Consider the following 26,120-nt stretch of genomic DNA (forward strand, 5'->3'; position numbering starts at 1 on the left):
GAGAATGCATCAATCTGGTCGAAAGATTCAGCCGTTCAGATCGAGAACGATGCGGCCGTCGATCCTGCCTTCTTCCATCCGTTCGAAGATGGCGTTGATGTTCTCGAGCTTGTCCCAAGAGTAGTGGGCTGCGACCTTCCCCTCGCCGGCAAACTCCAACGCCTCCTCAAGATCCTGACGGGTGCCGACGATCGATCCACGCACCGTTATGCGCTTTAAGACCGTGTCGAAGACCGGGAGGCAGATCTGGCTCGGCGGGAGGCCGACGAGTACCATCGTGCCCTTCGAACGCAGCATGCCGTAAGCCTGTTCCATCGCCCTTGATGAGACTGCTGTGACCAGCGCACCGTGGACGCCGCCTGTTTGCTTCTGCACCTCCTCGACCGCGTCACGCGTACTCGCGTCGACGACGAGATCGGCGCCGAGCTGTTGCGCAAGCCTGAGCTTGTCGGGGAAGATATCCGCCGCGGCGACATGCATGCCCATGGCCTTAGCATACTGCACGGCCATATGGCCGAGACCTCCGATGCCCGAGACTAGAACCCATTCGCCCGGCCTAACCTCCGTCTCCTTCAGACCCTTATACACCGTGACCCCGGCACACAGCACCGGGGCCGCCGGACCGAACTCTAGCTTTTCAGGCAGCCGCCCGACGAAATCCGGATCAGCCAAGCCGTATTGGGCAAAGGTGCCGTCAAGCGAGTAGCCGGTATTCTGCTGACTGCCGCAAAGCGTTTCCCAGCCGGTTCGGCAAGGCGTGCAGCAGCCACACGCCGTGTGCAGCCACGGCACGCCGACCCGGTCCCCCTCCTTCAACCGCGTGACGCCGGCGCCGAGTTTTGCGACATAACCGACCCCTTCGTGACCGGGAATAAAGGGAGGTCTCGGCTTCACCGGCCAATCTCCCTTGGCGGCATGCAAGTCGGTGTGGCACACGCCGGTGGCCTCATATTTGACGAGGATCTGGCCGGGTCCTGGTTGCGGTATCGCCAGTTCCTCGATCAGGAGCGGCTTGCCGAACTCGCGCACTACAGCGGCTTTCATAGTCATATCGATCTCCTTTGATGCTCGACGTTGGCGCCGGCTCAACCAGCGCCGCGCACCTCCCCAGAGGGACGCTGCGGGCGGAAGCTTAGCTCCAGAGCAAGCCCAATCCGTTGACGGGCATCAAAGCAGGCGGTTGCGGAAATGCATTTGTCTCACCAATGAGACAGTGACCGATGGCGATCCATCGAAAATCGGCCTGGCAGGCGACGTGAGACCACAAGGCGCTATTACGGGCGGCAAGGCTGCTCGCCTTCACCTTGAGGAGTTCGAACGAAGACTCTCCCACCTGGCGGCCCACGCCAGGGGCCATCATGCTTTTGCCGAACCCGTGTCTTAAGATCAATGTTGCTGAACAGTCCTCCGACTTTTTTCGGAGGCAATGCGTTACGTCAACAGTCAAAGGCCAGCGTCATTCTAAACTGCCAAGCGACAGATTATATTTGCTATAATCTCGAGGGGAATCGTAATGCTGCTCGATCGAGAGGGTCCGATCGAAGCTTTGCTGACCGCCATGCGGAACGCAGCGGGCGGGCATGGCAGCACGGTCCTGCTCGAAGGCGAAGCAGGCATCGGCAAGACCGCTCTCCTGCGCGAGTTTGCGGAGCGTGCGGAAAAGGATTGCACAGTCCTATGGGGCTGGTGCGAGGCGCTTTTCACGCCGCGCCCGCTCGGACCTTTGCAGGACATGGGGCGACTGCTTGACGCGCGCGTGGCGGCACTGCTCGATCGGACCGCTCCACCGGGGCGACTCTTTCCAGCACTTTTGGATGTGCTTCAGCGTGCCGATCGTCCGATCGTACTTATCTTCGAGGATGTGCACTGGGCCGACAACGCAACGCTCGACCTCGTAAAGTATCTCGGTCGCCGCATCGCACTGCTTCGCACAGTGCTGGTGCTCAGCCTGCGCGGCGATGAAGTCGACGCCAATCATCCTCTGATGCAGGTCATCGGCGATCTGCCGTCCGCGTCGGTCACCCGCATAGCGCTTGAACCGCTGTCTCCAGAAGCCGTTGCGCTGTTGGCAAAACAGGCGGGGCGCCGCGCCGCCAATCTCTACCGGGTCACCGAAGGCAACCCGTTTTTCGTCACTGAACTTTTGGCAAGCGGTGAGGCGGAGTCCGGCCGCGTGCCGGCCTCGATACGCGATGCGGTCTGGGCGCGCCTCTCCCGGCTCACGATGGCTGAGCGCGAAGTGCTCGAGGTGATCAGCATTGTGCCGGGCAGCGCCGAGCCGTGGCTGATCCGGGCGCTGCTCGGTGCCGGGTCAGAAGCGATGGTGGACCAATGCGTGGCGCGCGGATTGTTACGGCGAGACGAACAGGGCGCTCTGATGTTTCGCCATGAACTTGCCAGGCAGGCGACACTCGACCGACTGCCGCCGAGCCTTCAGAGGGCGCTCCATGCAAAGGTGGAGGCTGCCATATCGCAACGCCCCGCGGCACAAGCATCCGCTCTGCTGTCACGCCGCGTGCACCATGCTGCCGGAGCCGATGACGGCGCGCGCGTCCTGGAGCTCGCGCCGCAGGCTGCGGCTCAAGCGGCGCGTCTCGGCGCCCACCGGGAGGCGGCCTCGCACTTGGCGACGGCTCTCAGATACGTTGCGCAAGCCACACCGGAACTGGCTGCGCAGCTTTATGACGACTGGGCCAGCGAGGCGGGACTGTCGTTGCTTGTCTACGAACCGGTGATCGAGGCGCATCATCGCGCTATCCAGCTATGGCGCAAACTCGGACGCGTCGACAAGATCGGACCCAATCTGTGCAGGCTGTCAAGGCTGCACTGGCGCCGCGGCGAGAGCAAACCGGCGGAATCTTATGCTGAGCAGGCCGTGCGCGAAATGGAAAGCCTGGCGCCTGGGCCGGGACTGGCGATGGCCTATAGCACGCGCTCTCAGCTCCACATGCTGCACTATCGTTTCGATGAAGCGGTCGACTGGGGCATGCGCGCGATCGCACTCGCCGATCAACTGGGCGAGATCGAAACACGCGTTCACGCCTTAAACAATGTGGGCACCGCGCTCCTGTTCGCCGACCGTCCAGGCGGGCGCGAGCGGCTGGAGGAAAGCCTGGCACTGGCGCTCGAGCACGGATTTCACGACCATGCGGTGCGAGCCTATACCAACTTCGCCGAGTGTGCGCTTGCATCCAAGGACCTTGCCCTGGCCGAACGCCTGTTGGCCGAAGGCATCGCATTGTCGACCAGGCACGATCTCGATTCGGCGACACAATATCTGCTCGGGCGGCAGGCGCAGCTTCGCATGGAACAGGGTCGTTTTCGCGAAGCCGAGACCATTGCACAGGGCGTCATGAATCTGGATCGCCTGCCCATGGTCATGCACCTGCCGGCCCTCATCGTACTCGGAAGGGTGCGGGTGCGAATGGGTGAGCCCGACAGCTTGGCCCTTCTCCAGCGAGCACTCGAGGAGGGTGTCGCGACCGGTGAGCTCCAGCGAGTCGTGCCGGTCCGCCTGGCGCTGGCCGAAGCCGCCTGGCTCGCCGACGACCAAAGTGCAAGCCACAGACAACTGACCGCACTCGCCGCGATGGATCTCAACAACTTCCGAAGCCCGGACTTCGGTGAACTGGCGGTCTGGTGGCAGCGTTGCGGCATGGCCGAGCCGCTGCCAAAGTCGAAGGCGCAGATCCCGTTGCAGTGTGCTGCCGAACTCCGCGGCGATCCGCTGGCGGCGGCAAGGGAATGGGACCGCCTGGGGCTTCCCTATGAGGCGGCACTTGCCCTCGCTCAGGTCCGCGGAGCCGATGCCGGACCGGCGCTTGCTCGCGCCGTCACCATGTTCGACTCGCTGGGCGCGCGCCCCGCTGCGGCGCTGGCGCGAAAGCAAGCGCAGCGCCTGGGAGTGGCGGGCCAGTTGCCGAAAGCTCGCCGAGGGCCGTACGGGGTCGCGCGCCGTCACCCGCTCGGCTTGACCCGGCACGAACAGCAGGTGCTCGCCTTGATTGCCGAAGGCATGAGCAATAAGGAAGCAGCGCAGCACCTGTCGCGTTCGCCACGCACGATCGAGCATCAGGTTTCCGCTGTGCTCGGCAAATTCAACGCGGCCAACCGGATGGAAGTCCTCCTGCGCCTGCGCGGCGAACCGTGGCTGCTGTCACCGGTCGACACCCGGCCCTCCGCCGAAAATTAGGCAATCGCGTGAAATTTAGGGGATCGGCTGCCAGGAAATAGGGGGACCGCACCGATGCACCCCTGGCGGCTCCGCGCTTAAGCTAAGCATGTCACCAGGGGAACTGCCTACCCACAGCGCCGAGCGTACTAAACGCATAAAGGATGCGGCAGCACCTTGATCGGGCAGTCGTTAGCTCGTGGAGGAGGAAGAGCGATGGCCAGATATTTTACCGCATTTGCAACGACTTTACTCGCGACGACTGGCGTCGCGGCGGCGTCGGACCTGGCGCCCGCGAGCGGCCACAGCATTCATCTCGGCAGCTTCCATGGTGCTCTGTATTACACGGTTGAGAAGGACGGCTACCGTGTGGTTGCGACCGTGGCCTCAGGGACAGAAGCGCAGCCGATCCGCTTCGTGTCCACCCTCGGACCCGGGCAGCGCATGATGATCTCCGTGCCCCGCGCCCTCGGCGAGCCATCTGCCGAGCTGGAGATCACGCGCGACGGCGAAGCTCTCGTCCTGCATGAACCCGGAGCCGCCCTGATCGACAGCATGGCGACCAGCGCCCTCCTCGAGGAGTGACGGTCCTTTTCGCCGGTCCGAATCCCGGGTGGTCATAGCCGCAAATTCCGTCCTGCCATTTCGACCGCCGGGAGGAGACGGCAAGGCAAGGCTTCGAGACAACAGAATGCGCCCAATGAAGCATCTGGTTCTGCTCGCTGTCGTCACCTGTGGGTGCGCGCTTGGTTTCGGAGGACCCCTGCAGGAAGCCCCGGCCGCCGACAAGGTCTACAAAGTCATTGACGGCAAGGCCGATGTTCGGACGTATAACGGCTACCGGCGTTATCATGCCGGCTGCAACCATTGCCATGGCCCCGATGGCGTCGGCTCAACCTTTGCGTCGTCTCTCGTCGCCCGGCCGCTCAGCATCGAGACGTTCAGGCGCGTCGTGCGCAACGGCCAGAGCAGTGGTGACGGCTCTGTCATGGGAGGGTTCGCCGACGATCCCAACGTCGCTCCTTATATCGACGACATCTATGCCTATCTGCAGGCCCGCGCCGACGGCGCTCTCGGCCGCGGGCGACCTCAACGAATGAGTCCTTAGAACGCTTTGGCCGTTGATCCATTCTCGCTGCGGCCTTCGCAAGCTGACGAATGTCATCGCGAAAGCGGAGCAAGCAGCTCGCGGACGACAGCTGCGTCCGGGTCGTCGGTCATTTCCCTATGCCTACTTTGACAAACCTATCGAAGGAGAGACGCCGCTCGGGTCGCGCTGCGACCACTTCGGCTGCGGGACGGCCCGCAGCAGCGCTTGCGTATATTCGTGCCGAGGAGAGGCGAAAAGGGCTTCCGTTTCGCTTTCCTCGACGATCTTGCCGCGCTGCATCACCAGGATACGGTCAGCGAATTGGCGCACGATGGGCAAATCGTGGGTGATGAAGACATAGGAGAGGCCGAGACGCTGGCGGAGATCAGCCAGAAGCTCGATGACCTGCATCTGGATCGACACGTCGAGCGCCGAGACCGCCTCGTCACAGACGATCAGCTCGGGTTCGCTGGCGAGCGCCCGGGCAATGGCGATGCGCTGCCGCTGCCCACCCGAAAACTGATGCGGATGCCGTTCAGCATGCTCCGCCTTGAGGCCGACAAGCTCCAGCAGTTCCACGACCCGCTGTTCCCAGCGTTCGCGCGGCAGGATGTCCCGGTGGATCGCCCAGGGCTCCGAAATGATCGAGCGGACATTCATGCGCGGGTTCATCGACCCGAATGGATCCTGGAACACCATCTGCACCTTTCGGCGGAAACCGTTGAGCGCCCTGCCCTTAAGTTTGAAAATGTCCTCGCCGGAAAAAAGCGCCGTGCCGGATGTCGGCTCGTTCAGTCTCAGCAGCATGCGTGCAATGCTCGATTTACCCGAACCGGACTCGCCGACGATCCCGAGCGTCTCCCCGCGACGAAGCGTGAAACTGACGTCATCCACTGCCCTGAACTCCCGTTTTGGCGAAAACGGGCCGGACCCCAGCTTGAAATGCTTGCTCAAGTGGGAGACCTGTAACAGGACCTCGCCTTCCGCGGTGGGCCGACGCCGTTTCGATGTGCCGGCATGAGGCAGCGCCGACATCAGCCGTCGGGTATAGGCGTGGCTCGGATTAGTGAAGACATCCTCGGCTTTGCCGCTTTCCACCACCTTGCCGCCATTCATCACGATAATCCGGTCGGCCATGGCCGCCGCAACCTCGAGATCGTGGGTGATCATGATCAGCGCCATGCCCGTTTCACGCTGCAGGTCCCGCAAGAGTTCGAGGATCTGCGCCTGAACGCTGACATCGAGCGCCGTGGTCGGCTCGTCGGCGATCAGAATATCCGGCTCGAGGGCGATCGCCATGGCGATCATCACGCGCTGCCGCTGTCCGCCGGAGAACTGGTGCGGATAATAGTCCATCCGTTTTTCCGCCTCGGGAATGCCGACGCGTTCCAGCAGATGTACGACCTTGTCGCGCACGGCGCCGCCCTCGCCTGCGCCGTGGCTCTCGAACACCTCGGCAATCTGCCGGCCGACAGTGTAGACAGGATTGAGATAGGCCAGCGGATCCTGGAAGATCATGGCGATGCGGCGGCCGTTCAGTTCACGCCGGCCTTCGTCATCGAGGCGGGAAAGATCGGTGCCGTCGAACACCATCGAGCCCGAGACGATGTCGCCCGGGGGGCAATCGATCAGCCCCATCACTGTTCCGGTGCTGACGCTCTTGCCCGATCCGCTCTCGCCGAGGATGACGAGCGTCTCACCAGGACAGACATCAAACGAGACGTCATCGACAGCGCGCATCGGATCGCCTTCGGACAGGAAGTCGACCGTCAGATTGTCGATTCGCAGGATGGGTTTGTCCGGCGCGGTCATCGCGGGGCCTTTCGCAGCGATTGCAGGCGCCAGCGCTGCAGCGGATCGGCGACCGTCCGAGCCCAACTGGCGAGGATGTTGAGAGAAAGCGTCGTCAGCAGGATTGCGAGTCCCGGCCAGAAAGCGATCCACCACGCCGTCTTCAGGTAGCCGCGGCCGTTGGCCACCATGGCGCCCCAGGTGAAATCCGGTGGCTGAATGCCGAGCCCGAGGAAACTCAAGGAGGATTCGGCCAGAATGACGGTAGCGAAGTCGATGGCCGCGATCGTGACGAGCGTCGGCAGCACGAGCGGCGCGATGTGGCGGAACAGGATGCGTCCCGCACTAGCGCCCATGGAGCGCGCGGCACTCACGAACATGCGCTCGCGCAATTCGAGCACTTCGGCCCGCGCCGTGCGGATAAAGATGGGCATGCGCGTAATTGCCAGCACGATCACCAAGTTCGTCATGCTGGGACCGAGCGTATAGAGCACGATCAGCGCAAGCAGCAGAGAGGGAAAGCTCATCACGACATCGGCCAGGCGCAGGATGACGTGGCTGTACCAGCGCTCCGAATAGCCGGCGGCAAGACCGAGGATGCCGCCTAAAGCCATGGAGCAGAAGACGGCGGCGGCCGCGATGCCGAGCGTGTTCTGCGCCCCGACAATCAGCCGCGCCAGGATCGGTCGTCCGAGCGTATCCGCTCCCAGAATGTAGATGAACCCGTGCTCCAGTGCGAAGGGCGGCAGATTGCGTTGCCTGAGCCCGAGCTTGCCGGCAAGTTCGCCGACGAAGAGCGGCCCGACAAGCACGCAGACGATGAGCACAAGCAGAAACACGGCTGCGCAGAGCGCCAGCTTGTCCCGTGTGAGATAGATTGCGAGCTGCCGAAGGGCGCCGGGCGATCTTTCGGATGGCAATGCCAGGTCGGTCATTGTCGCCCTCCTCAGTAGCGAATGCGCGGATCGAGCACTGCGTAAAGAAGATCGATCGCGATGTTGACGATGAAGATGGCGATTGCCGTGACGAGGATCGTCGATTGCACCACGGCAAAGTCGCGCTGGATAATCGAATCGATCATCAGCTTGCCGATGCCCGGCCAGCCGAAGATCGTCTCGACGACGACAGCGCCGTTGATCAGTCCGGTCGCCAGGTCACCGGCGACGGTGATGACCGGCAGCAGCGAGTTTCTGAGCGCGTGACCGAAGATGATCTTGCGGCGCTTCATGCCCTTGGCGTGTGCCGTCTTGATAAAGGGCGAGGCGAGCGCGGAGATCATCGTGCCACGCACCACCTGGACCAAAAGCCCGAAAGGGCGCAGCATCAGAACGACGATCGGCATGATCCAGTGCAAGGCAGTGCCCGTGCCCGACGTCGGCAGCATGCCGAGCCCGACCGCGAAGACGAGAATGCCGACGATCGCGATCCAGAAATCGGGCGTGCTGGCACCCGCCAGCGAGACGAGGCCGGCGATGCGGTCGAACAGGCTTCTGGGACGGGCGGCGGCCAGCGCGCCGACGACGATGGCCAGAACGGTCGCGAGCGTCATCGCGACCAAAGCGAGCTTCAGCGTCGCCGGAAAGGCCTCGAGAGCGACATCGATTGCCGACCGGTTCTGGCGCAAAGACTGGCCGAAATCCAGGGACATGAGGTTTTGCAGATACTGGAAGAACTGCACGTAGATTGGTTGGTCCAGACCGTTCAGGCGTGCAAATGCCTGGCGCGCCTCGAGACTCGAATCGAGCGGCAGGTAGAGCGCCGACGGGTCGCCGGTCAAACGCGTGAGGAAGAAGACGAGCGTCAGCAGGCCGATCACCGAAATTACGCTGTGATATGCCCGCCGGCCGATATAGCCGAGCATCATGCGGAGCCTCTGGTTCCCTTGCAGTTCAGGCGAGCGCGCCAACGTATCGCGCGCTCGCCTCGATGGTGACACTCAGTCCTTGACGCCGATATTGGCGAGCGGGATCTCGCTGTTTGTCGTGATGTCCGGCTTCCACTCCAGGCGGCTGCCCATCCGGGTGTAGCCGATCATGTGGAACATCGGGATGTCGACCGCGAGCTCGTCATGCACCTTCGCGAAGATCGCCTTGAACTTTGCCGTACGGTCGCCACCGGTGGCAGCCATGGCATCGGCGACCTCCTTGTCGAGTCCCGCATCGTTGAAGGTCGAATAGCTTCCGCCCGACGTATAGAAGATCGGAACGGTGAAGGCTGCGTCGCCCTTATTGTTGTCATGCATCATCTGCAGCAGGTTCGGCCCGCGGCTTTCCGGGAAGGGCTTCTGCAGGTAGCGCAGCCAATCATTCACGTCGAGCATCGTGAGCTTAACGTTCAGACCGACATCCTGCCACATGGCCATCATGGCTTCCATGGCTTCCGTACCGTTGGGGTAAATGCCGTTGCGGCCGATCAGTTCGATTTCGGTATCGACCGGAACGCCCGCAGCCTTGGCCTCGGCGATCAGCGCACGCGCCCGTTCGGCATCGAAGGCCCAAGGCGCCAGCTTGTCATCATGGCCGTTGATGCCGGTGACGACCATCTGCGAAGCCCGCTGCACGTCCTCGCCGAAAAGCTGGGCAAGGCCATCCCAGTCGATCGCCAGGTTCAGCGCCTTGCGGATTCGGACGTCATCGAGCGGAGCAAAGCCGGCGTCGATGCGGATCGCGGTCGTTTCGGAGTTCAGGTAGGCGAAGTCCGTTTCCGGATTGGTCGCATCCTGGATCGCGATGGACGGCGTGAGGTCGGCCTCGCCGGTCTCCACCATGGCGGCCCGAATCGAGGATTCCGGGCGCCAGACGTAGCTGGCCTTGGCAATGGCCGGCTTCTCGCCCCAGTAGCCGTCGAAGGCTTCCAGGACGACTGTCTGCGGCGTGAAGCTCGAAAGCTTGAAGGGCCCGGTCCCGACCGGATCGTTCACGGCCTTGTCCGCCGGCGTGTTCGGCGAGACGATCATGACCACGCTGAGCAGCGTCGGCAGAATCGGCTGCGGCTTATCCGACTTGATCTCGACCGTCAGGTCATCGATCGGCGTGACCGTCAGCTTGGCATCGCCGAACTTGGCAATGTTGCTGCAGGTCAGCTTGCCGCCGGTCATCCGCTCGATCGAGAATTTGACGGCCTCTGCATTGAAGGCGGCTCCATCCTGGAACTTGACCCCCTCGCGCAGCTTGAGCTGCCAGGTGTTCGGGTCGGACTGCGTCCATTCGGTCGCAAGACCGGGCGTCGGCTGGCCGCTTTTCGGATCGATGATGGTCAGCGGCTCGACCACGTTGCGGCTCAGGATCTGGCCGACATTGGTGATGATGGTACCGCAGGGTTCAAGGTTGGCCGGCTGCTCCGGCAGGACGATCTTGATTTCCGAGGCACTCTGCGCGGCGGCATAGCCGGCCCAGCCGGCGACCACCATTGCGCCCGCGATGACGCGAACAGACTTGTTTTCCATTGCAATCCTCCCCAGTTTGAACGAACGACGATTTCTGGGACAGGCGCCCTCCTCCGGGCGCCCACCCGTATTTCTCAGCTGCGCGACGCTTCAATCAGTCCCTGCAAGATCTCCCGCTCTTCGCCGGTCAGATCGACCAGCGGCGGGCGAACCGGACCCGGCGCAAAGCCGGCAAGCTCCACCCCAGCCTTGATGATCGAGACCGGGTACCCGGCCTTTCGGTCGCGCAGGGCTGCAAAGGGGAAGAAGAACCTATGCAGGATGCCTTCCATCACGCCCCTGTCGCCGGCCCGCATCGCCCGGTAGAAGCGCTGCGCCAATTCCGGCACGAAATTGAACACCGCCGACGAATAGGTCGTAACGCCGACGCCGTTGAATCCTTCTGCGAAGAGCTCGTGGGTCGGCATGCCGCCGATATAGCAGAGCCGGTCGCCGAGCTTGGCCGTTACGTGTCGCACGAGGTCCACCTTGCCGGTGCCGTCCTTGAAGCCGATCAGGTTGGGGCAGGCTTCGGCAAGACGCGCGACCGTGTCGGCATTGGCGACGGAATTGGCGCGGTTGTAGAGAATGACGCCAAGCCCCGTCGAATCGCAGACGGCCTTCACATGGGCATAGATGCCTTCCTGCGGCGCTTCCGTCAGGTAGTGCGGCAGCAGGAGAATACCGTCGGCGCCGGACTCTTCGACGATCTTCGCCGTCTCGACGGCAAGCGACGTGCCATAGCCGCAGCCGGCAATGATCGGCACCTCGCCCGATACGTCCTTTGCTGCGCGGGTGACCTGGCCCACTTCGTTCGGCGAGAGCGAAAAGAACTCGCCGGTGCCGCCGGCAGCGAACAGGGCCGCGGCCTTGAAGCCGGAAAGCCACTCCACATGCCGCCTGTAGCTCTCCAGATTGAGCTTGTAGTCCGACGTGAAGTGAGTGACCGGAAAGGACAGGAGCCCCGAACCGACACGCGACTTGATTTCTTCAGGCGACAATGAATTCCCTCCGGCTGCGAGCTTAAGACGGGAAATTCATATGATGACTTTGAAGATGAGTCAATCAACCTCGCCGGCTTTTTCGCTCTGGCGCCAGGTCGTAAGCGAACGGTACCGCTTGATCCCGGTGACGAGATGGCGGCGCATGGCCTCCCGAGCCCGGTCCGGGTCGCGCGCAAGGATCGCCTCGGCAATCTCCCGGTGCTCGAGGAGAATGGGCTCGTCCCGGCTCGGCAGCGGATCCACGCCGCCCATGACCGTGCGAAACTTCACGCGCGGGATCATGCGGCGCCCGACATGCTCCAGAAACGTGCGGAAGCGGGCGTTGTTCGTGGCAGTCGCTATAGCCATGTGAAACTGGAAATCCGCCTCGTCCGTAGGTTTCCCTTCGGCGACGAGATGGGCAAACCGCTCGACCTGAGCCTGGATCTCGGCCTCTTGCGCCGGTGAGCTGCGCGCCGCCGCCAGGCCTGCCGCTTCGACCTCGATACCGATTCGGAGCTCCAGTTCCTCGATGATATCGGAAATCTTGTCGGTCTCGCCGGTGAAGAGCTTGAGGCCCGGGTCGCTCTGCCGCGGTCCTATCACGAAGACGCCCGACCCCTGCCGCGACTCCACCAGACCGTCGGCCCGAAGCGCCGCAATCGCCTCACGCACCACCGTCCGACTGAAGCCGAACTTGTCGATCAGGGCCGGCTCTGTCGGCAACTTGTCGCCCGGCGCATAATATCCCGCCTCGATCTGCGCCTTTATAGCATTTGCAACTTGCGAGGAAAGCGACGGGCGGCCGCCCCCCTTTTTTGGACTTGGCATGAATATTCCCATACCCCCACATCTAGAGTCATCATATGACTGCGACTAACAGTTGTCGCAGACATCTTATGGGATTATCAAACTGCGGTACAGCAGATTCGAGCCGGTGTTCACGCTCGACTAGCGGGGGCGCGACAGGAACATCAGCCCCTGAGCCTGGCTTGTCCTGATGCACCTTCGGGAACGGCGGCTCTGGATAACGGCGAGCGCCCGCCTGCATGGCTCCTGTTGGGGAGGCCGAAAGGCTGGGGCGAGATCTAATCGATCGCATGCCATAGCGCGGAGGCCCCGAGGGACCTCACCGGGCTTTCCGACCGACTTTCCCTGGAGTCTCGGAAACGGCGTCGACGAGGCGTCCATTTCTTCGCGTATTGAGCATTCGCTACAGCAGACGGCATGCTTCGATCAAAGTCGAAATGCCGTTTCCTCTTTCGCCGTCCGGATTATCATCATCGTGAAGAACCGGGCGACATTGGTCTGATCGCGGAATAGCCTGTCGCAGAGAGCGTCGAATTCTTCCATATCGCGCAGTCGCAGCATTAAGACGACATCGGTTTCGCCGGTGACGGCATAGGCGTGTGAAACCGCTTCTTCGGTGATTGCGACGTCCAGAAAGCGGCGCATGTGCTGCTCGCCGTGCAACTTCAGTTCCACCGTAACCAAGGCCTTGATCCCTCGGCCGACCTTGGCGGGATTGAGGATGGCGACCATGCGCTCGATTACGCCTGATTTGCGGAGCCGTTGTACACGGCGCAGACAACTTGAGGGAGAAAGGCCCACCTCGTCGGCCATATCGACATTTGTGGCGATGCGTCGCGCTGCAGAAGGTTCAGAAGCTTCCGGTCGATCCGATCCATCCGGCTACCATATCCGTCAACTGTGTCTTTGCAATAAAATTGCACAATCATGCAATTTTTGACCACAAATGCGAACCGGACCGGGCTAGCAGATCGAGGCAACCGGAAAGGAGCCTCGAATGCCGTTCTTGACGCCCATCTTGTGCAAAACCCGCGACACACTCGAAATTTACTGGGTGCTTGTCCGGATCACGGTTCCCATCGCGGTTCTGACCGAGCTCCTGTCGAGGATGGGAGCGATCGAGGCGATTGGCCCCGCTTTTGCGCCTGTCATGAACCTCGTAGGGCTCCCTCCGGAGCTGGGACTGGCTTGGCTGACGGCGATGCTCGTCGGTATATGGGGCGCCGTCCCCCTCATATTCACTCTCGTTCCCGCATCCTCGCTGAGCGTGGCGGATATCACGGTCTTCTCAGCGCTCATCTTGTTCGCGCACGGTCTGCCTATCGAGCAGAAAATCATTCGTGAGGCCGGCCCGGGTATGATCGCAACGACAACGCTGCGCATCGCAGGCGGTTTGCTGTACGCTTTTCTGCTGCACCATCTTCTACTCGCCACCGGCTGGTTGTCGGCTCCGGTGAACCCCGCTTGGATTCCAGTAAGCGCCACACCCGATTGGGCCGAATATTTCCATGGTCTTGGAGAGACCATGCTCTCGATGCTTGTCATCCTCCTCGTTCTGTCCTGGAGCCTGGAACTCCTTAAGGCGACCGGACTGCTGGAATTGATGATGAAGGCCCTTTCGCCCGTATTGCGCCTCGCAGGTATCCGGGGCGAAGCGGGTCATCTCACCGCCGTCGGATTGTTCCTGGGGATTTCTTACGGCGCCGGTCTTCTGATCCGCGAGGCGCAATCCGGCGCAATATCACCACGCCAGATCTTTCTGTCATGTGTGTTCATGGGCTTCGCGCACAGTGTTATCGAGGACACTCTCGTCGTGATCTCGCTTGGTGCCGATGTTTACGGCGTTCTTGCCGGGCGGCTCGCTTTCGCCGTAGCGGCAACCGCCGCAATTGCTGCTCTGCTTCGCCACCTGCCGGACAAGACATTCACGCAGATGTTTCGGGTGACGCCATAAATGCAGGGGGCGGTGAGCTTCGACGGAACTCCGCTTTTGGGGTCTTCGACCACCTCTTCGCTCCTTTCCTGCAGGACCAATCGGCTACACGGCATTCTTCGACCGGAATTCCAGAACCGAGTGCAGACTGGACTTTCGAGGGCCCTGCTGACCCGCCAGGCATCATGCCAGCGATACCCGGCGCGTCTCGGCGTCGATCAGAAAGGCCGCAACGGCAGCGACGAGCAGAAGGCCGGCAAAGATGCCGATGGCAAAACCGAAACTCTGCGCCACCACGAACCCCATCAGCGACGGGGCGAGCAGGCCGCCGAGCCGGGCCATAGCGCCGGCCGCGCCCATGCCGGTCGCCCGCGATGCGGTGGGATAGAGCTCCGGCGTATAGGCATAAAGCGCGCCCCAGGTGCCGAGCAGGGCGAAGCTCATGATCAAGAGCGAGACGCCGATCAGTATGGCGGTTCCCCGCCAATACGAAGAGCAGGCAGCCAAGCGCCGACAGCAAGCAGAAGCCTATCAGGGTCGGCCGGCGGCCCCATTTCTCGACGCCGTAGGCAGCCAGCGCATAGCCGGGAATCTGGGCAAGCGCGAGGATAACGAGGAAGCCATAGCCGCGAACGAAGCCGAAGCCCTCGCCTGCGAGCCTCGGAGGCATCCAGGTGAAGACGCCGTAATAGGATATCGAGACCAGAAACCAGATCGCCAAGATCATCAGACTGCGCTTGCGCAGATCCGCAGAAAAAATACCCGCACTGGCCGCCGGCGGCGGCGACACCAGGGTTATGTCGGCGCCAAGCTGCGTCTTGCCGTTGATCACGAGGATCCGGTCGACAATGGCCTTTGCCTCGGACGTTTTCCCAAGGCGGAGCAGATAGAGCGGCGATTCCGGCACCAGGAAACGCAGGCCCACGCCGATCAGGGCCGGGAATGCGGTCACTGCGAAGATGTATCGCCAGGCATCCGCGACGCCGGCAAGGCTCGCGGCCCAGGCGGCGAGTGCCACTATGAGCGTGCCGACAGCCCAGAAGCCTTCCAGCATGACCAGCCAGCGCCCGCGATTACGGGACGGCAGAAACTCCGCCATCATCGCATAGTCGACCGGCAGCGTGCCGCCGACGGCCGCGCCGGTGAGAAACCGCAGCAGAAGCAAAACGGTAAAGTCCTGCGCAAAGACGGACAGCAGGCCGAAGACGGCATCGCAGGCGACGGTGGCGATCAGGACGCGCCGGCGGCCGATACGGTCCGCAAGCCGGCCGAAACCCGCGGCCCCGAACAGCATTCCGAGAAAGAAAAGCGTGCCCGTCTGCAGTGCCTGCGGAACCGTCAGGCCGAAAGTGGCGGCGATCGATGCGGCCGTGAAGCCGACCGCCAGCACCTGCATGGCATCGGCAGCCCAAACCAGACCGAATATGGCGAGAAGGCGGCGCTGGTAGGCGCCGGTTCCGGCGCGATCGAGCGCATCGTCTACTGTGATTGTCGTCATTCGCCCTTTCTCCAGATTGGCGAGCCGCTGCAGTCAGCACCTCGGCCGTGCTGCGCCGATCGCGCAGCATGCCGCAACCGCTTCGTCAACCCGCAAATCCGTCCTTGCGCAGTTTGGCAACGACTTGCTGTCCAGCAGGTATCACAAGTCCCCATCGCGGCGCCTGATCTCGATCCGCTGGAGCACGAAATCGACTGCCGACAGGCCGGGCATGGCGAGAGCGTCGACAAGGCTGCGTTGCTTGCCGGCCAAGCGCCCGTATTCGTCATAGGTCGCAAGGGCATTGGAAGGCTCGCCGCGGCCGGTGATGATTGCCGGATCGTTTTTCGTGATGTTCACGGCTCAGCTCCATTAGGCAATGCGCTAGGTTTACCATTGGCGAAGGCGATGGCAAGCAAGCGGTCGCCGCTGAAGCCGGATCAACGTGAACCCGGTCAACACGTGAACGGGGCCGACACGGGGGGTCTCGTCATCCCGTCAGCCCGATATCTCCACTGCCACTGCGGTCGCCTCACCGCCGCCGATACACACGGAGGCAATGCCGCGCCTCAGACCGCGGCGGCGCAGTGCATTGACGAGCGTGACGATCACCCGGGCGCCCGAAGCGCCGATCGGATGCCCCAATGCGCAGGCGCCGCCGTGGACGTTCACCTTTTCCGCATCGAGGCCGAGCTCGCGCATTGCCGCCATCGGCACCACCGCGAAGGCCTCGTTGATTTCGAAAAGATCGACATCGCCGATTTCCCAGCCGGTGCGCCGGCAGAGTGCTTTGATCGCCCCTATCGGCGCCGTCGGAAAGAGGCTGGGGGCATCCGCATGGGTGGCATGACCGCAGATCATCGCCAGAGGCGCAATGCCCTGTTTATCTGCCGCCGACCGGCGCATCAGCACCAGCGCCGCCGCGCCGTCGGAAATCGAAGAGGCGTTCGCGGCCGTGATCGTGCCGCCGTCGCGAAAAGCCGGTTTCAACAGGGGAATCTTGTCGAGCCGCGCCTTCTGCGGCTGCTCGTCCAGGCTGACGGTCCGCTCCCCCTTGCCTGAGGCGATGCTCAAGGGGACGATCTCCTCCGCAAAGCTGCCATCGGCACTTGCCTTCTGTGCCCTCTCGAGGGACGCAATGGCATATTCGTCCTGGGCGCTGCGGGTGAATTGATAGGCTTCCGCGCAATCCTCGGCAAAGGTGCCCATCAGGCGTCCCTTGTCATAGGCATCCTCAAGGCCGTCGAGGAACATGTGGTCCAGAACCTTCTGGTGCCCTATTCGGTAGCCCTGCCGCGCGCGATCGAGCAGATAGGGAGCATTGGTCATGCTTTCCATGCCGCCCGCGACCACGATCGAGGCGGATTCCGCCTTGATCAGGTCATGCGCCAGCATCGCCGCCTTCATGCCCGAACCGCACATCTTGTTCACGGTGGTCGCGCCGACGCCGGGCGGAAGACCCGCGCCGAGCGCAGCCTGACGGGCCGGCGCCTGTCCCTGTCCCGCAGTCAGGACGCAACCGAACATGACTTCGTCGACCATTTCCGGCGCAACCCCGGCACGCTTTAAAGCGTCGGCAATCGCGGCCGCGCCGAGGTCGGCGGCGGAAAGGTCCTTCAACTCACCTTGAAAACCGCCAAGCGGGGTCCGGGCCTGCCCGACGATAACCACCGGATCGTGATTGTTCATTCGAACCTCCTTGCATGGCCATGTTTCACCGGGGCGCCATGCGCAAAGCCCCGTCGAGGCGGATGACCTCGCCGTTGAGCATCATGTTCTCACAAATATGCTTCACGAGCGCGGCGTATTCCTCGGCCCGACCAAGGCGCGGCGGAAAGGGCACACTTGCCGCGAGCGCATCCTGAACCTCCTGAGGCATGCCGGCCATCATCGGCGTATCGAAGATGCCGGGCGCAATGGTGACGACGCGAATTCCGAAACGAGCCAGCTCGCGCGCGGCCGGAAGCGTCAGCGCAGCGACACCACCCTTCGACGCCGCGTAGGCAGCCTGGCCGATCTGCCCGTCGAAAGCGGCGATTGAGGCCGTATTGACGATCACCCCGCGCTCGCCGCCGGCATCCGGTTCTGCCTGCGCCATGACCTCGGCGGCAAGCCGCATCATGTTGAACGTCCCGATCAGGTTGACGGTGACCGTGCGGGCGAAACTGTCCAGTCCATGCGGGCCGTTCCTGCCGAGAATCTTTTCGCCGGGCGCAGTACCGGCACAATTCACCAGTCCATGGACGTGCCCGAATTCCTGCTTGGCAAATGCCACTGCGGCTGCGGCATCGGCCTCATTCGTCACGTCGGCATTTCGCAAGCGCACCCGTGGGCCGAGCTCGGCAGCAGGTTTTTCCGCCGCAGGAGGTTTCACGTCGAGCCCCAGCACGCTCGCGCCCTCCTGAGCCAGCATGCGCGTCACAGCTGCGCCAAGTCCGGAACTGGCTCCGGTGACGATAAAGACTCGGCTCTTGAGTTGCATAGGCTCCAGCTCCAACTGTTTCCGACCGGGATGATGCAGAGGAGAAATATGGTATGCAATGACCGAATGGCTCAGATTGCGTGATCGCTTTTGCAATGGCCGCTAAGAGGGACCGCCACTCATGGAACGCCGGATGATCGCCCCATGTTTCATGGATGACACTCTCGAATGCCTCCGGCGCAATGGAGTGGATGCCGAGCCCCTCCTTGCACAAGCCGGCTTGCCGTCCGTCGTCACCGGGCCCGTTTCGGCCGAACAATACGGCGCCTTTTGGCATGCGGTGGCGCAGGCCATGGATGACGAGTTTTTCGGCGAGGGCGCACGGCCGATGCGCGCCGGCAGCTTCGCATTGCTGTGTCACGCCATTCTTTCGACCGTGACGCTCGAACAGGCGCTGCGGCGAGCGCTGCGCTTCCTCAGGGTGGTTATCGAGGATCCGCATGGCGAGCTGGTCGTCGAGAACGGTCTGGCACAGATTGTCCTCAAGGACGCCGGAGCGACGCGCTCCGCCTTCGCTTATCGTACCTTCTGGATCATCCTGCATGGCGTCAATTGCTGGCTGATCGGACGCCGGATTCCGATCCGCTGGGTCGACTTCCGCTGCAGTGCGCCCCCCGCCGGAACCGATTATCGGCTCTTCTTCGGTGCGCCCGTCCACTTCGATCAGCCCCGGACGCGGCTTGTCTTCGATGCCGAGTACCTGAAACTGCCGCCCATTCGTGACGAGCGGGCGCTGAAGCACTTCCTCCGGCATGCGCCTGCAAATATCCTCGTGCGCTATCGGCACGACGCGGGACTGGCCGCGGCAATACGCCAGCGGCTCCATGCCACGGCTCCGTCCGCCTGGCCGGGTTTCGAGGCGCTTGCCGCGCGCATGCGGATTGCAGCGCCGACCCTTCGACGGCGATTGAAGCAGGAGGGCCAGACCTATCGATCGATCAAGGAGGACCTGCGCCGGGCGCTTGCGATGGAAGCCCTCGCTGGCGGCCGGACGAATGTGGCCCAGCTTGCCGTCGAGCTCGGTTTTTCCGAGCCGAGCGCCTTCCATCGCGCGTTCCGCAAATGGACCGGAAAATCCCCGGCGCAATTCCGGCGTATTGCTGCGCGGACGGATTTCGCGGAAAACAATTCACCACGGAAAGGCACTCAACCCCAGGAGAGCTGATCCTTGGGGAGCCGGCCACTTGGATCATACACGTCGACGCGATGCGGCAGATCCGGTCCCCACGTCCAAAGGACGAGGTTCCGGTCTCCCTCTTCGGCCCCCGGTGCGAAACTCGGAACCAGAATGCCGGCGGCACCGCGCGAATGGAGACGGTCGTAAATCGCCCAGGAAGCCGGACGCCTCCCCTCGGCAAGCGCGCCCGCCCAGCTGCAGGCCATCTCCTCTAGCGATACCCCGTGTTCCGCCCTCCCCCTCTCCGTCGTGAGATCAGCGATGTCAGCGCAATCGATGTCGTAGGAGCAAAGTACGCAAGGATCGATACGACGGGCGAAGCCCTGATTGGCCTCCTTGACCGCCGTCATGATGCTGAGGGCAAGGTAAAGCGTCTTCACGCCCTTCGGTTTGAAGCGCGCGCCCTTTATTGCCGCGCCATCGCCGGATGTAGGTTTGAAAGCCCAGCGTGGGTCATGCGCGCGATAGCAGGTTCCGGTGAACCTCAAGCAAAGCCCCCGAGGGCCATGTGATCGAGATAATCGCGCACGGCCGCCGCCTTGCCGTCCTTCACCAGAGCTTCGGCCGTTCGCCCACCGAATGCCGGGAGGGGCTGGGCGCGATACCACGCCATAGCCTGCTCCTTGCCGCCTGCCCAGTCGGCGACCCGGCTGATGATCTCAAGCATTTCGCGGAGGCGGTTCTGCGTCTTCGTCCCGCGGCTGCGCTCCAGCCGGTAGAGCGTTTCGCGGGCAAGCCCGGCGGTTTCGGCAAGCTGCGTTTTCGACATGCCGAAGCCGTCCGCGACCTGCTGAACCGCGATCTTTCCGCCCTTGTCCATGTAGGACAGTATCAGCGGCCCGTCATCGCTTTGGATCTTTTGAGCCTGAGCCATATTGCGTCATATCCAAGAACATATTTTCTGTGCAAAATATATGACAGCGCACGCGACTTCGCAAGATCGACACGACCGCCCATCGATGATGAGCTGGCTTTCCACCTTTATCCAGGCTTCTGACCGACCTTTGATTCAGAAAGCAAAACGGCCTTCTTCCAAAGATCGGCATCGACGCAAACGGGCTGCTTTCGTCCGGAGTGGCCGGGAAGCCTTACGCCGGCCGCGTCATGGGAGGCGACCAGATTATCCATCGCTTCGGAGAAGCGATCGGCGGCGAAGTGACCAGGGTCGATGGCGATCAGGAACTGGCCGACATGCGGCGGCCCACCCTCGTCGTTCCCGAAGGCGCTCGCCTCCGTGCTGAGGGCCGAACCGGTCAGGGCGGCAGCAAGGATTTCCACAAGAAGGGCGATATTGGCGCCCTTGCGACCGCCGGCGGGCAGCAGCGAGCCTTCCAGCCCGGTGGCCGCGTCGGTCGTCGGCTGTCCGTTCCTGTCCTGGGCCCAGCCGATCGGGATCGCCTCGCCGTCATCGCGGCGCAGGATCATCTCCGTCTTGGTGACCGCGCTCATGCTCTGATCGACGAGAATGGCGGGCGCCCCTTCTTTCGAAGGCACGGCAAAGGCAAGCGGGTTCGTGCCGAAGAGCGCCCGCGTCGCCCCGGGCGGCGCAACGGAGGCAGGCGCATTCGAAACACAGATGCCGATCAGACCGGCGTCGGAAAGGGGTCGGACGTGATGACCGAGCGCGAGGCAATTATAGGAATTGCGCACCGCCATTGCCCCGACGCCGGCCTGGCGTGCGAGCTCGATCAGGACCGGTGTGCCGGCGGCTATGGCGGGATGTGCGAAGCCGGATCTTGCGTCTACCGTGACCGTGGCACCGCGTGTCGTCACCTCGGGCAGGGCTTCTCCATCGACCTTTCCGATCGACAGGTGCCTGCAGAAGACCGGCAGGTAATAAAGGCCGCAGACGCGATTGCCGTCAGCCTCCGCCGTGGCGATCGCGCTCGCCACGGCGCGTGCGTTTTCGGCGGCCGCACCATGGACCGTCAGCGCCTTGAGGCAAACCGCCTCGATCTCCTCACGGGACGTTTCGACCGGTGTCATCGGCCTGCCGCATAGCGTCTTTCGCCTTCGGCGACCAGGTCTTCGGCGAGCTGGAACCCGAGTCCAGGCTTCTTGAAGGCATCGAGCCAGCCGTTCCTGGGAGCCAGATCGGGCGAGGAGACGATATCCTTCTGGACGAGCTGCCACATGATCTGATTGCCGTCGTCGAGGTTGGGAATGGCAAGCCCGATGTGGTGCTCGGCGCAGGTGGTGATGCCGGTCGTGAACGAAGAATGGATGCAGATCTTCAGCCCGGCGGCCTCCGCCACGGCTGCCGCCTTCATCATCGGCTGTATGCCCCCGATTTCGCGCGGGCCGATGCAGATCATGTCCGCGGCACGCTGCCGGCATATCTCGTAGACGTCGTAGAGCGTGAAGGCCGCCTGATCCGCAACGATCGGAATGCCGACTTTCTCGCGCACATGCGCCATGGCCGGAATGCTCCAGCTGGCGGTCGGCTGCTCGATGAACTCGATGTCGTATTTTTCGAGCTTTCGGCACATGTTGATCGCGTCATGGACGCTCCAGCCTTCGTTCGCATCGAGGCGCAGGCGCGCGTCGCCGATCTCGCGGCGAACCGCCGCGGTGATTTCGAGGTCGAGCTTCTCGCCGCGGCCGACCTTGAGATAGAAGACCCGCTCGCCCTGGGCGTGGCCGACGGCCGCATCGCGCGCAAGCTCCTCGGCCGTCTCGCCCTGCAGGAAATAGAAATATCCGACCGCCTGACGGTGAGCGCCCCCAAGCAGCTGGTGAACGGGCAGGCCCGCGAGTTTGCCCTGCAGATCCCACATGGCCATATCGATGCCGGAGAATATCTGATTGGCCGCGCGCATGATATTGGCGCCGTGCCCGAGATATTCCTGGTGGAAGATGCGCGCGATGAGCGGCGCCACATCGTGGGGCGAATGGCCGACGAGATGTTTGGAGAGGCGATAAAGGATAGCCGCCGTACCGGTCTGATCCGGCGCGACCGTGCACTCGCCGGTGCCGACCGTGCCGTCATCCGCCTCGATCTCGATAAGGTTGACCGCAAAAGATTCACGGATGCCGTAGGACCAGTGATAGGGCTGCTTGAGCGGCAGAACCAGCGGGCGGACGCGGACGTTCGATATTCTCACCATTCTCGGAATTCCTCGAAAAAACGGCCGGTACGGCCGATCCGATATATCTGCAACCGGTTCTCCGGCACGCACTCTTTCCGCCCGCCGGCAGGAAACCTGCAGGCGGGACGAGACGTTCGTCGATAAATGCGGCGCGTTTTACATGCCGAGCGACTTCAGGTAGTCGGCGGCGACCGTTTCGATGGTCTTCCTCTCCACATCGACCTCGCTGTTCAGACGCTGCATCGTCGCGTCATCGAGCTTCTTCGAGACCGCTTCGAGCGTTTCCTTGAGATCCGGATTCGCGTCGAGCACTTCCTTGCGCACAACAGGGGTCAGCGCATAGTTGGGGAAGAAGCCCTTGTCGTCCTTCAGCGTCTTCAAGCCGAGTGCCGCGATCTGGCCATCGGTCGCCTGCGCGGCGATCGTGTCGAGGTCGCCGTTGGCCAGCGCGTTATAGGCGAGACCGAGGTCCATCGGCCGCACATTGGCGCGCCCGGTCTCGAAACCGTAGACCTCCTCCAGACCGATCAGGCCGTCCGGCCGCTTCGGAAACTCGGCCGTCGTGCCCATCAGGATATCCTTGCCTTCGTTATATGCCGTGGCGAGGTCGGAGATCGTCTGCATTCCGTCGGTCTTGGCATTCCCCGGTTTGATGACATAGGCGTAGGTATTGTTCGCCTCGGAAGGCGCCAGCCAGACAAGGCCCTTTTCACCGTCGAGTTCCTTGACGCGGTTGTAGGTTTCCTCCGGCGAAAGCCGCTCCGTCACCTTGTTGAAGGTGATGAGCGAAGTCCCCGTATATTCCCAGTAGAGATCGACCTCGCCGTTCTCCAGTGCAGCGCGGACGATCTTGGTGCCCATGCCGTCCTTCTTGTCGACGGTGTGGCCCTTTTTCTCGAGGAGCTGTTTGGTGATCTCTGCGATGATCAGCTGCTCGGTGAAGTTTTTCCCCCCGACGGTCAGCGTGGCGGCCCAGGCGGTGGTGGTAACGAGCGCGATGGCCGCCGCCGACAGAAGCGTCTTGGCAAGTTTCGGTGCGAAATTCATTTCGGTTCCTCTCTCATTTTGTTATCGCAGCGGATTGATGCCTCGTGGAACGAGGTAGTACTGGATCTGGCCGATGATGAAATCGACCAGGACCGCGAGCATTGCCGTGGGAATTGCCCCGGCCATCATCATCGGGAGTTCGTCCAGCGAGATCCCGGTGAAGATCAGTTCGCCAAGCCCGCCCGCGCCGATCAGAAAGACCAGGGGCGCGGATCCGACGCAGATCGCGAGCGCCGTGCGGATGCCGCCGAAGATTACGAAAAGGGCGTTTGGAAGTTCGACCCGCCACAGAACCTGCCGCGGCGTCATGCCCATACCGGTGGCGGCCTCCACGAGGTGTGGCGGCACGGCGCGAAGGCCGGCATAGGTGTTGCGCACGATCGGCAGCAGGGTGGCGGCCCAGAGGCCGAAGACCGCGGGCACCGTACCGATACCGAGCAGCGTCATGGAAAGGGCAAGTATCGCAAGCGTCGGCACGGTGCTGCCGATATTGAAGACCTGCATCACCGCCTCGGAAACGAGACGGAAAGCAGGGCGTGAAAGCACGATGCCGATCGGCACCGCCACAAGGATGGCAAGCCCTCCCGCCCATGCGACCAGTTCCAGATGCTGCACGGCGAGATAGGAGATGTCATCGGAATAGGCGAGGATCTCCTCCGCCATGCCGCTCCACCAAAGCCAGGCGACAGCTCCCGCAAGCACGACGAGCACGATCAACGGCGCGGTCTCGATGCGGCGGCGTTGCTGCGGTGGGGCGTGGCCGACGAGAGCGCTCATGCCTTCCCTCCGTGACCGAGATTGTGCACGATGGAGCGATAGCTCATCACGCCCGCCATCCGCCCGCTCTCATCGACGCAGGGCAGCAGCGGCATGTCATGGGCGAACATCAGCGACACGGCCTGCCTGAGATCGCCGGTGGTCGGCACGGCGGACTTTACCGATTCCGCATGGTCGCCCACCGTACCGGAACGCAGCTCCGCCACCTGCTCGCTTAGGAGAGACTGCGGCGCGCCATCGGCATTGAGGACAAAGACTGCAGCGCTGCGCGACGACCGCATGCGCTCAAGGGCATGTGCGACGGAGTCCGAACTCCGGACCGTGATGAAGCCCGTCTCCATGGCATCGCACACCGAGACGAGTCTCAGCCGCTTGAGCGCCCGGTCCGAGCCCAGGAAGTCTTCGATGAAGCTGTTGGCGGGACGGGCGAGAAGGTCATCAGGCGCGGCATATTGTTCGAGCCTGCCACTGCGAAAAATCGCGATCTTGTCCGCCATCTTCACCGCTTCGTCGAGGTCGTGCGAGACGAAAATGATCGTCTTGCGGATCTCCCGCTGCATCTTCAGGAACTCCTCCTGGATGACCTCGCGGTTGATCGGGTCGATCGCCCCGAACGGCTCGTCCATCAGCATGACCGGCGGATCGGCCGCCAGCGCGCGCAGGACGCCGACGCGTTGCTGCTGACCGCCTGAAAGTTCTTTGGGATAGCGCTTGAGGAAAAGGTCGGGCTGAAGACCCACCAGCTCGAGGAGCTCTTTTGCACGGGCACGCGACTTACGGCGATCCCAGCCGAGGAGGTCCGGCACGACACAGATATTTTCCTCGATCGTCTTGTTCGGGAAAAGGCCGATCTGCTGGATCACATAGCCGATGGAACGCCGCAGCTCGATCGGATCGACGATGCTGGTGTCCTTGCCATTGATGAAGACCTTGCCGCTGGTCGGCTGGATCAGCCGGTTGATCATCTTCATCGTCGTCGTCTTGCCGCAACCCGAGGGACCGAGCAGCACGCAGATCTCGCCGGTGGGCAGGTCCAGACTCACATTGTCGACGGCAATGAGAGGATCATGCGCCGGGCCGTAGTGCTTCGTCAGATTCTCGAGCCGGATCATGGCGTGACCTCCCCCTGAATGCCGCGTGACGTGAGAAGGCGCTGGACGAGCGCGAGGAAAAGGTCGGCTGCGATCGCAAGCAGCGAGACCGCCAGTGCGCCGGTTACCAGCTGACGGGGATCGGACTGGCTGATGCCCCGCGAGATGAAGGTGCCGAGACCGCCTGCCCCGATATAGGCCGCGATCGCGGTCACGCCGATGTTCATGACGACGGCAGTCCGCACCCCGGCCATGATGACCGGAATGGCGAGCGGGATTTCGACCTGCCGCAGACGTTGCCAAGTGCTCATCCCCATTCCTTTCGCAGCCTCTCGCAGAGCTGGATCGACATTGGTGATGGCGGTGTAGGTGTTACGGATGATGGGAAGCTGGGAATAGAGAATGACGGCTACGACCGCCGGAACATAGCCGATCCCGTGTCCGATCGGCGAGAGCAGCGGGATCATCAGGCCGAACAACGCAATCGAGGGAACGGTGATCATCATCGACGCGAGATAGAGAACGGTATCGGCCGTGCTCTTCGACTGCGTGATCGCGATCCCGATCGGCACGGCCGTCGCGATCGCAATCCCGACCGCCAGGAAGACGATCGAAATGTGCTCGATCGTCCGCGTGCCTATGATGTGCAGATTGTCGATGATGAACCTGACTATCTCCATTCGTTGCCGCCTGCCTTTCCTAGACTGGATCACGCACTTCGGCCGGAACGGCCTGAATCATGAGCGTGATCGATTTCAATAATCTGAGCGGGGGTGCA

At 62.7% G+C, this 26,120-nt stretch carries 23 protein-coding genes and 3 pseudogenes; 5 read left to right on the plus strand and 21 right to left on the minus strand.

The window, feature by feature from the left end; genetic code table 11:
* Nucleotides 1-27: 27 nt before the first annotated feature.
* Complete coding sequence (gene adhP, locus SINAR_RS0108260; RefSeq protein ID WP_027998660.1) at nt 28-1,050, minus strand: alcohol dehydrogenase AdhP; 1,023 nt, start codon at nt 1,048-1,050, stop codon at nt 28-30.
* Nucleotides 1,051-1,513: 463 nt separating this feature from the next.
* On the opposite strand from adhP, the gene SINAR_RS0108270 reads away from it, so the two are divergent.
* The 3 genes from SINAR_RS0108270 to SINAR_RS0108280 all read left to right on the plus strand — a co-directional run bounded on the left by SINAR_RS0108270 (nt 1,514) and on the right by SINAR_RS0108280 (nt 5,279).
* Complete coding sequence (locus tag SINAR_RS0108270) at nt 1,514-4,192, plus strand: ATP-binding protein (protein WP_027998662.1); 2,679 nt, start codon at nt 1,514-1,516, stop codon at nt 4,190-4,192.
* 195 nt (nt 4,193-4,387) lie between these two features.
* A complete protein-coding gene (locus SINAR_RS01000000133175; protein ID WP_033057200.1) occupies nt 4,388-4,756 on the plus strand; it encodes a hypothetical protein in 369 nt (122 codons plus the stop codon).
* Nucleotides 4,757-4,871: 115 nt separating this feature from the next.
* Complete coding sequence (locus SINAR_RS0108280) at nt 4,872-5,279, plus strand: c-type cytochrome (protein WP_234710582.1); 408 nt, start codon at nt 4,872-4,874, stop codon at nt 5,277-5,279.
* A gap of 123 nt (nt 5,280-5,402) precedes the next feature.
* Here the strand turns inward: SINAR_RS0108280 and SINAR_RS0108285 are convergent, their stop codons facing one another.
* The 8 genes and pseudogenes from SINAR_RS0108285 to SINAR_RS01000000133180 form a co-directional block, all read right to left on the minus strand.
* Nucleotides 5,403-7,073 (minus strand): ABC transporter ATP-binding protein, encoded by a 1,671-nt coding sequence (locus SINAR_RS0108285; protein ID WP_027998664.1) that lies wholly within the window; start codon nt 7,071-7,073, stop codon nt 5,403-5,405.
* Entirely contained in the window at nt 7,070-7,987 is a 918-nt protein-coding gene (locus SINAR_RS0108290; RefSeq protein ID WP_027998665.1) for an ABC transporter permease, read from the minus strand. The genes SINAR_RS0108285 and SINAR_RS0108290 overlap by 4 nt, the downstream gene beginning before the upstream one ends.
* A gap of 11 nt (nt 7,988-7,998) precedes the next feature.
* A complete protein-coding gene (locus tag SINAR_RS0108295) occupies nt 7,999-8,913 on the minus strand; it encodes an ABC transporter permease (RefSeq protein ID WP_027998666.1) in 915 nt (304 codons plus the stop codon).
* A 75-nt stretch (nt 8,914-8,988) separates the two neighbouring features.
* Complete coding sequence (locus SINAR_RS0108300) at nt 8,989-10,497, minus strand: ABC transporter substrate-binding protein (protein ID WP_027998667.1); 1,509 nt, start codon at nt 10,495-10,497, stop codon at nt 8,989-8,991.
* Nucleotides 10,498-10,571: 74 nt separating this feature from the next.
* Nucleotides 10,572-11,477: a 5-dehydro-4-deoxyglucarate dehydratase gene (gene kdgD, locus SINAR_RS0108305; RefSeq protein WP_027998668.1), complete on the minus strand. Its 906-nt coding sequence runs from the start codon at nt 11,475-11,477 to the stop codon at nt 10,572-10,574.
* A 60-nt stretch (nt 11,478-11,537) separates the two neighbouring features.
* A complete protein-coding gene (locus SINAR_RS0108310; RefSeq protein WP_027998669.1) occupies nt 11,538-12,302 on the minus strand; it encodes a FadR/GntR family transcriptional regulator in 765 nt (254 codons plus the stop codon).
* A gap of 115 nt (nt 12,303-12,417) precedes the next feature.
* A pseudogene (locus SINAR_RS1000000136510) lies at nt 12,418-12,519 on the minus strand (short-chain dehydrogenase); the annotation flags it as partial.
* A gap of 176 nt (nt 12,520-12,695) precedes the next feature.
* A pseudogene (locus SINAR_RS01000000133180) lies at nt 12,696-13,147 on the minus strand (Lrp/AsnC family transcriptional regulator).
* Nucleotides 13,148-13,266: 119 nt separating this feature from the next.
* Between SINAR_RS01000000133180 and SINAR_RS0108320 the strand changes: the two are divergent.
* The gene (locus SINAR_RS0108320; protein ID WP_027998670.1) at nt 13,267-14,223 is read left to right on the plus strand and encodes a nucleoside recognition domain-containing protein; all 957 of its coding nucleotides are present in this window, start codon (nt 13,267-13,269) and stop codon (nt 14,221-14,223) included.
* Nucleotides 14,224-14,385: 162 nt separating this feature from the next.
* On the opposite strand, the pseudogene SINAR_RS01000000133185 reads toward SINAR_RS0108320, so the two are convergent.
* The 4 genes and pseudogenes from SINAR_RS01000000133185 to SINAR_RS0108340 form a co-directional block, all read right to left on the minus strand.
* A pseudogene (locus SINAR_RS01000000133185) lies at nt 14,386-15,700 on the minus strand (MFS transporter).
* A 141-nt stretch (nt 15,701-15,841) separates the two neighbouring features.
* Nucleotides 15,842-16,039, minus strand: coding sequence for a hypothetical protein (locus tag SINAR_RS0108330; RefSeq protein WP_027998671.1), 198 nt, complete (start codon nt 16,037-16,039; stop codon nt 15,842-15,844).
* 138 nt (nt 16,040-16,177) lie between these two features.
* Entirely contained in the window at nt 16,178-17,368 is a 1,191-nt protein-coding gene (locus SINAR_RS0108335; RefSeq protein WP_027998672.1) for an acetyl-CoA C-acyltransferase, read from the minus strand.
* 25 nt (nt 17,369-17,393) lie between these two features.
* A complete protein-coding gene (locus SINAR_RS0108340; RefSeq protein WP_027998673.1) occupies nt 17,394-18,161 on the minus strand; it encodes a 3-hydroxyacyl-CoA dehydrogenase in 768 nt (255 codons plus the stop codon).
* A gap of 121 nt (nt 18,162-18,282) precedes the next feature.
* On the opposite strand from SINAR_RS0108340, the gene SINAR_RS0108345 reads away from it, so the two are divergent.
* Nucleotides 18,283-19,326 (plus strand): AraC family transcriptional regulator, encoded by a 1,044-nt coding sequence (locus tag SINAR_RS0108345; RefSeq protein WP_027998674.1) that lies wholly within the window; start codon nt 18,283-18,285, stop codon nt 19,324-19,326.
* Here SINAR_RS0108345 and SINAR_RS0108350 read toward each other — a convergent pair.
* The 8 genes from SINAR_RS0108350 to SINAR_RS0108385 form a co-directional block, all read right to left on the minus strand.
* The gene (locus tag SINAR_RS0108350) at nt 19,308-19,826 is read right to left on the minus strand and encodes an RES family NAD+ phosphorylase (protein WP_027998675.1); all 519 of its coding nucleotides are present in this window, start codon (nt 19,824-19,826) and stop codon (nt 19,308-19,310) included. The genes SINAR_RS0108345 and SINAR_RS0108350 overlap by 19 nt on opposite strands.
* The gene (locus SINAR_RS0108355) at nt 19,823-20,212 is read right to left on the minus strand and encodes an antitoxin Xre/MbcA/ParS toxin-binding domain-containing protein (RefSeq protein WP_027998676.1); all 390 of its coding nucleotides are present in this window, start codon (nt 20,210-20,212) and stop codon (nt 19,823-19,825) included. The genes SINAR_RS0108350 and SINAR_RS0108355 overlap by 4 nt, the downstream gene beginning before the upstream one ends.
* 107 nt (nt 20,213-20,319) lie before the next feature.
* Nucleotides 20,320-21,324 (minus strand): Ldh family oxidoreductase, encoded by a 1,005-nt coding sequence (locus SINAR_RS0108360; protein WP_027998677.1) that lies wholly within the window; start codon nt 21,322-21,324, stop codon nt 20,320-20,322.
* Nucleotides 21,321-22,445: a mandelate racemase/muconate lactonizing enzyme family protein gene (locus SINAR_RS0108365; protein WP_027998678.1), complete on the minus strand. Its 1,125-nt coding sequence runs from the start codon at nt 22,443-22,445 to the stop codon at nt 21,321-21,323. Before SINAR_RS0108365 ends, SINAR_RS0108360 begins: the two co-directional genes overlap by 4 nt.
* 138 nt (nt 22,446-22,583) lie before the next feature.
* Nucleotides 22,584-23,474 carry a glycine betaine ABC transporter substrate-binding protein gene (locus SINAR_RS0108370; RefSeq protein WP_027998679.1) on the minus strand — a complete coding sequence of 297 codons (891 nt, stop codon included), beginning with the start codon at nt 23,472-23,474 and terminating at the stop codon, nt 22,584-22,586.
* A 21-nt stretch (nt 23,475-23,495) separates the two neighbouring features.
* Nucleotides 23,496-24,251, minus strand: a complete 756-nt coding sequence (locus SINAR_RS0108375; protein WP_027998680.1) for an ABC transporter permease — start codon at nt 24,249-24,251, stop codon at nt 23,496-23,498.
* The gene (locus tag SINAR_RS0108380; protein WP_027998681.1) at nt 24,248-25,363 is read right to left on the minus strand and encodes an ABC transporter ATP-binding protein; all 1,116 of its coding nucleotides are present in this window, start codon (nt 25,361-25,363) and stop codon (nt 24,248-24,250) included. The genes SINAR_RS0108375 and SINAR_RS0108380 overlap by 4 nt, the downstream gene beginning before the upstream one ends.
* Nucleotides 25,360-26,022, minus strand: a complete 663-nt coding sequence (locus tag SINAR_RS0108385; protein WP_027998682.1) for an ABC transporter permease — start codon at nt 26,020-26,022, stop codon at nt 25,360-25,362. The genes SINAR_RS0108380 and SINAR_RS0108385 overlap by 4 nt, the downstream gene beginning before the upstream one ends.
* Nucleotides 26,023-26,120 lie beyond the last annotated feature (98 nt).

Source organism: Sinorhizobium arboris LMG 14919 (assembly GCF_000427465.1).
Taxonomy (GTDB): domain Bacteria; phylum Pseudomonadota; class Alphaproteobacteria; order Rhizobiales; family Rhizobiaceae; genus Sinorhizobium; species Sinorhizobium arboris.

Coding starts and splice junctions, on each gene's coding strand:
- SINAR_RS0108380 (WP_027998681.1), bottom strand. CDS start 25,363: ATGATCCGGCTCGAGAATCTGACGAAGCACTACGGCCCGGCGCATGAT.
- SINAR_RS0108290 (WP_027998665.1), bottom strand. CDS start 7,987: ATGACCGACCTGGCATTGCCATCCGAAAGATCGCCCGGCGCCCTTCGG.
- SINAR_RS0108355 (WP_027998676.1), bottom strand. CDS start 20,212: ATGGCTCAGGCTCAAAAGATCCAAAGCGATGACGGGCCGCTGATACTG.
- SINAR_RS0108280 (WP_234710582.1), top strand. CDS start 4,872: ATGAAGCATCTGGTTCTGCTCGCTGTCGTCACCTGTGGGTGCGCGCTT.
- SINAR_RS0108365 (WP_027998678.1), bottom strand. CDS start 22,445: ATGGTGAGAATATCGAACGTCCGCGTCCGCCCGCTGGTTCTGCCGCTC.
- SINAR_RS0108385 (WP_027998682.1), bottom strand. CDS start 26,022: ATGGAGATAGTCAGGTTCATCATCGACAATCTGCACATCATAGGCACG.
- SINAR_RS0108285 (WP_027998664.1), bottom strand. CDS start 7,073: ATGACCGCGCCGGACAAACCCATCCTGCGAATCGACAATCTGACGGTC.
- SINAR_RS0108300 (WP_027998667.1), bottom strand. CDS start 10,497: ATGGAAAACAAGTCTGTTCGCGTCATCGCGGGCGCAATGGTGGTCGCC.
- SINAR_RS0108375 (WP_027998680.1), bottom strand. CDS start 24,251: ATGAGCGCTCTCGTCGGCCACGCCCCACCGCAGCAACGCCGCCGCATC.
- SINAR_RS0108310 (WP_027998669.1), bottom strand. CDS start 12,302: ATGGGAATATTCATGCCAAGTCCAAAAAAGGGGGGCGGCCGCCCGTCG.
- SINAR_RS0108345 (WP_027998674.1), top strand. CDS start 18,283: ATGGAACGCCGGATGATCGCCCCATGTTTCATGGATGACACTCTCGAA.
- SINAR_RS0108295 (WP_027998666.1), bottom strand. CDS start 8,913: ATGCTCGGCTATATCGGCCGGCGGGCATATCACAGCGTAATTTCGGTG.
- SINAR_RS0108320 (WP_027998670.1), top strand. CDS start 13,267: ATGCCGTTCTTGACGCCCATCTTGTGCAAAACCCGCGACACACTCGAA.
- adhP (WP_027998660.1), bottom strand. CDS start 1,050: ATGACTATGAAAGCCGCTGTAGTGCGCGAGTTCGGCAAGCCGCTCCTG.
- SINAR_RS0108370 (WP_027998679.1), bottom strand. CDS start 23,474: ATGAATTTCGCACCGAAACTTGCCAAGACGCTTCTGTCGGCGGCGGCC.
- SINAR_RS0108360 (WP_027998677.1), bottom strand. CDS start 21,324: ATGACACCGGTCGAAACGTCCCGTGAGGAGATCGAGGCGGTTTGCCTC.
- SINAR_RS0108270 (WP_027998662.1), top strand. CDS start 1,514: ATGCTGCTCGATCGAGAGGGTCCGATCGAAGCTTTGCTGACCGCCATG.
- SINAR_RS01000000133175 (WP_033057200.1), top strand. CDS start 4,388: ATGGCCAGATATTTTACCGCATTTGCAACGACTTTACTCGCGACGACT.
- SINAR_RS0108340 (WP_027998673.1), bottom strand. CDS start 18,161: ATGCAACTCAAGAGCCGAGTCTTTATCGTCACCGGAGCCAGTTCCGGA.
- SINAR_RS0108335 (WP_027998672.1), bottom strand. CDS start 17,368: ATGAACAATCACGATCCGGTGGTTATCGTCGGGCAGGCCCGGACCCCG.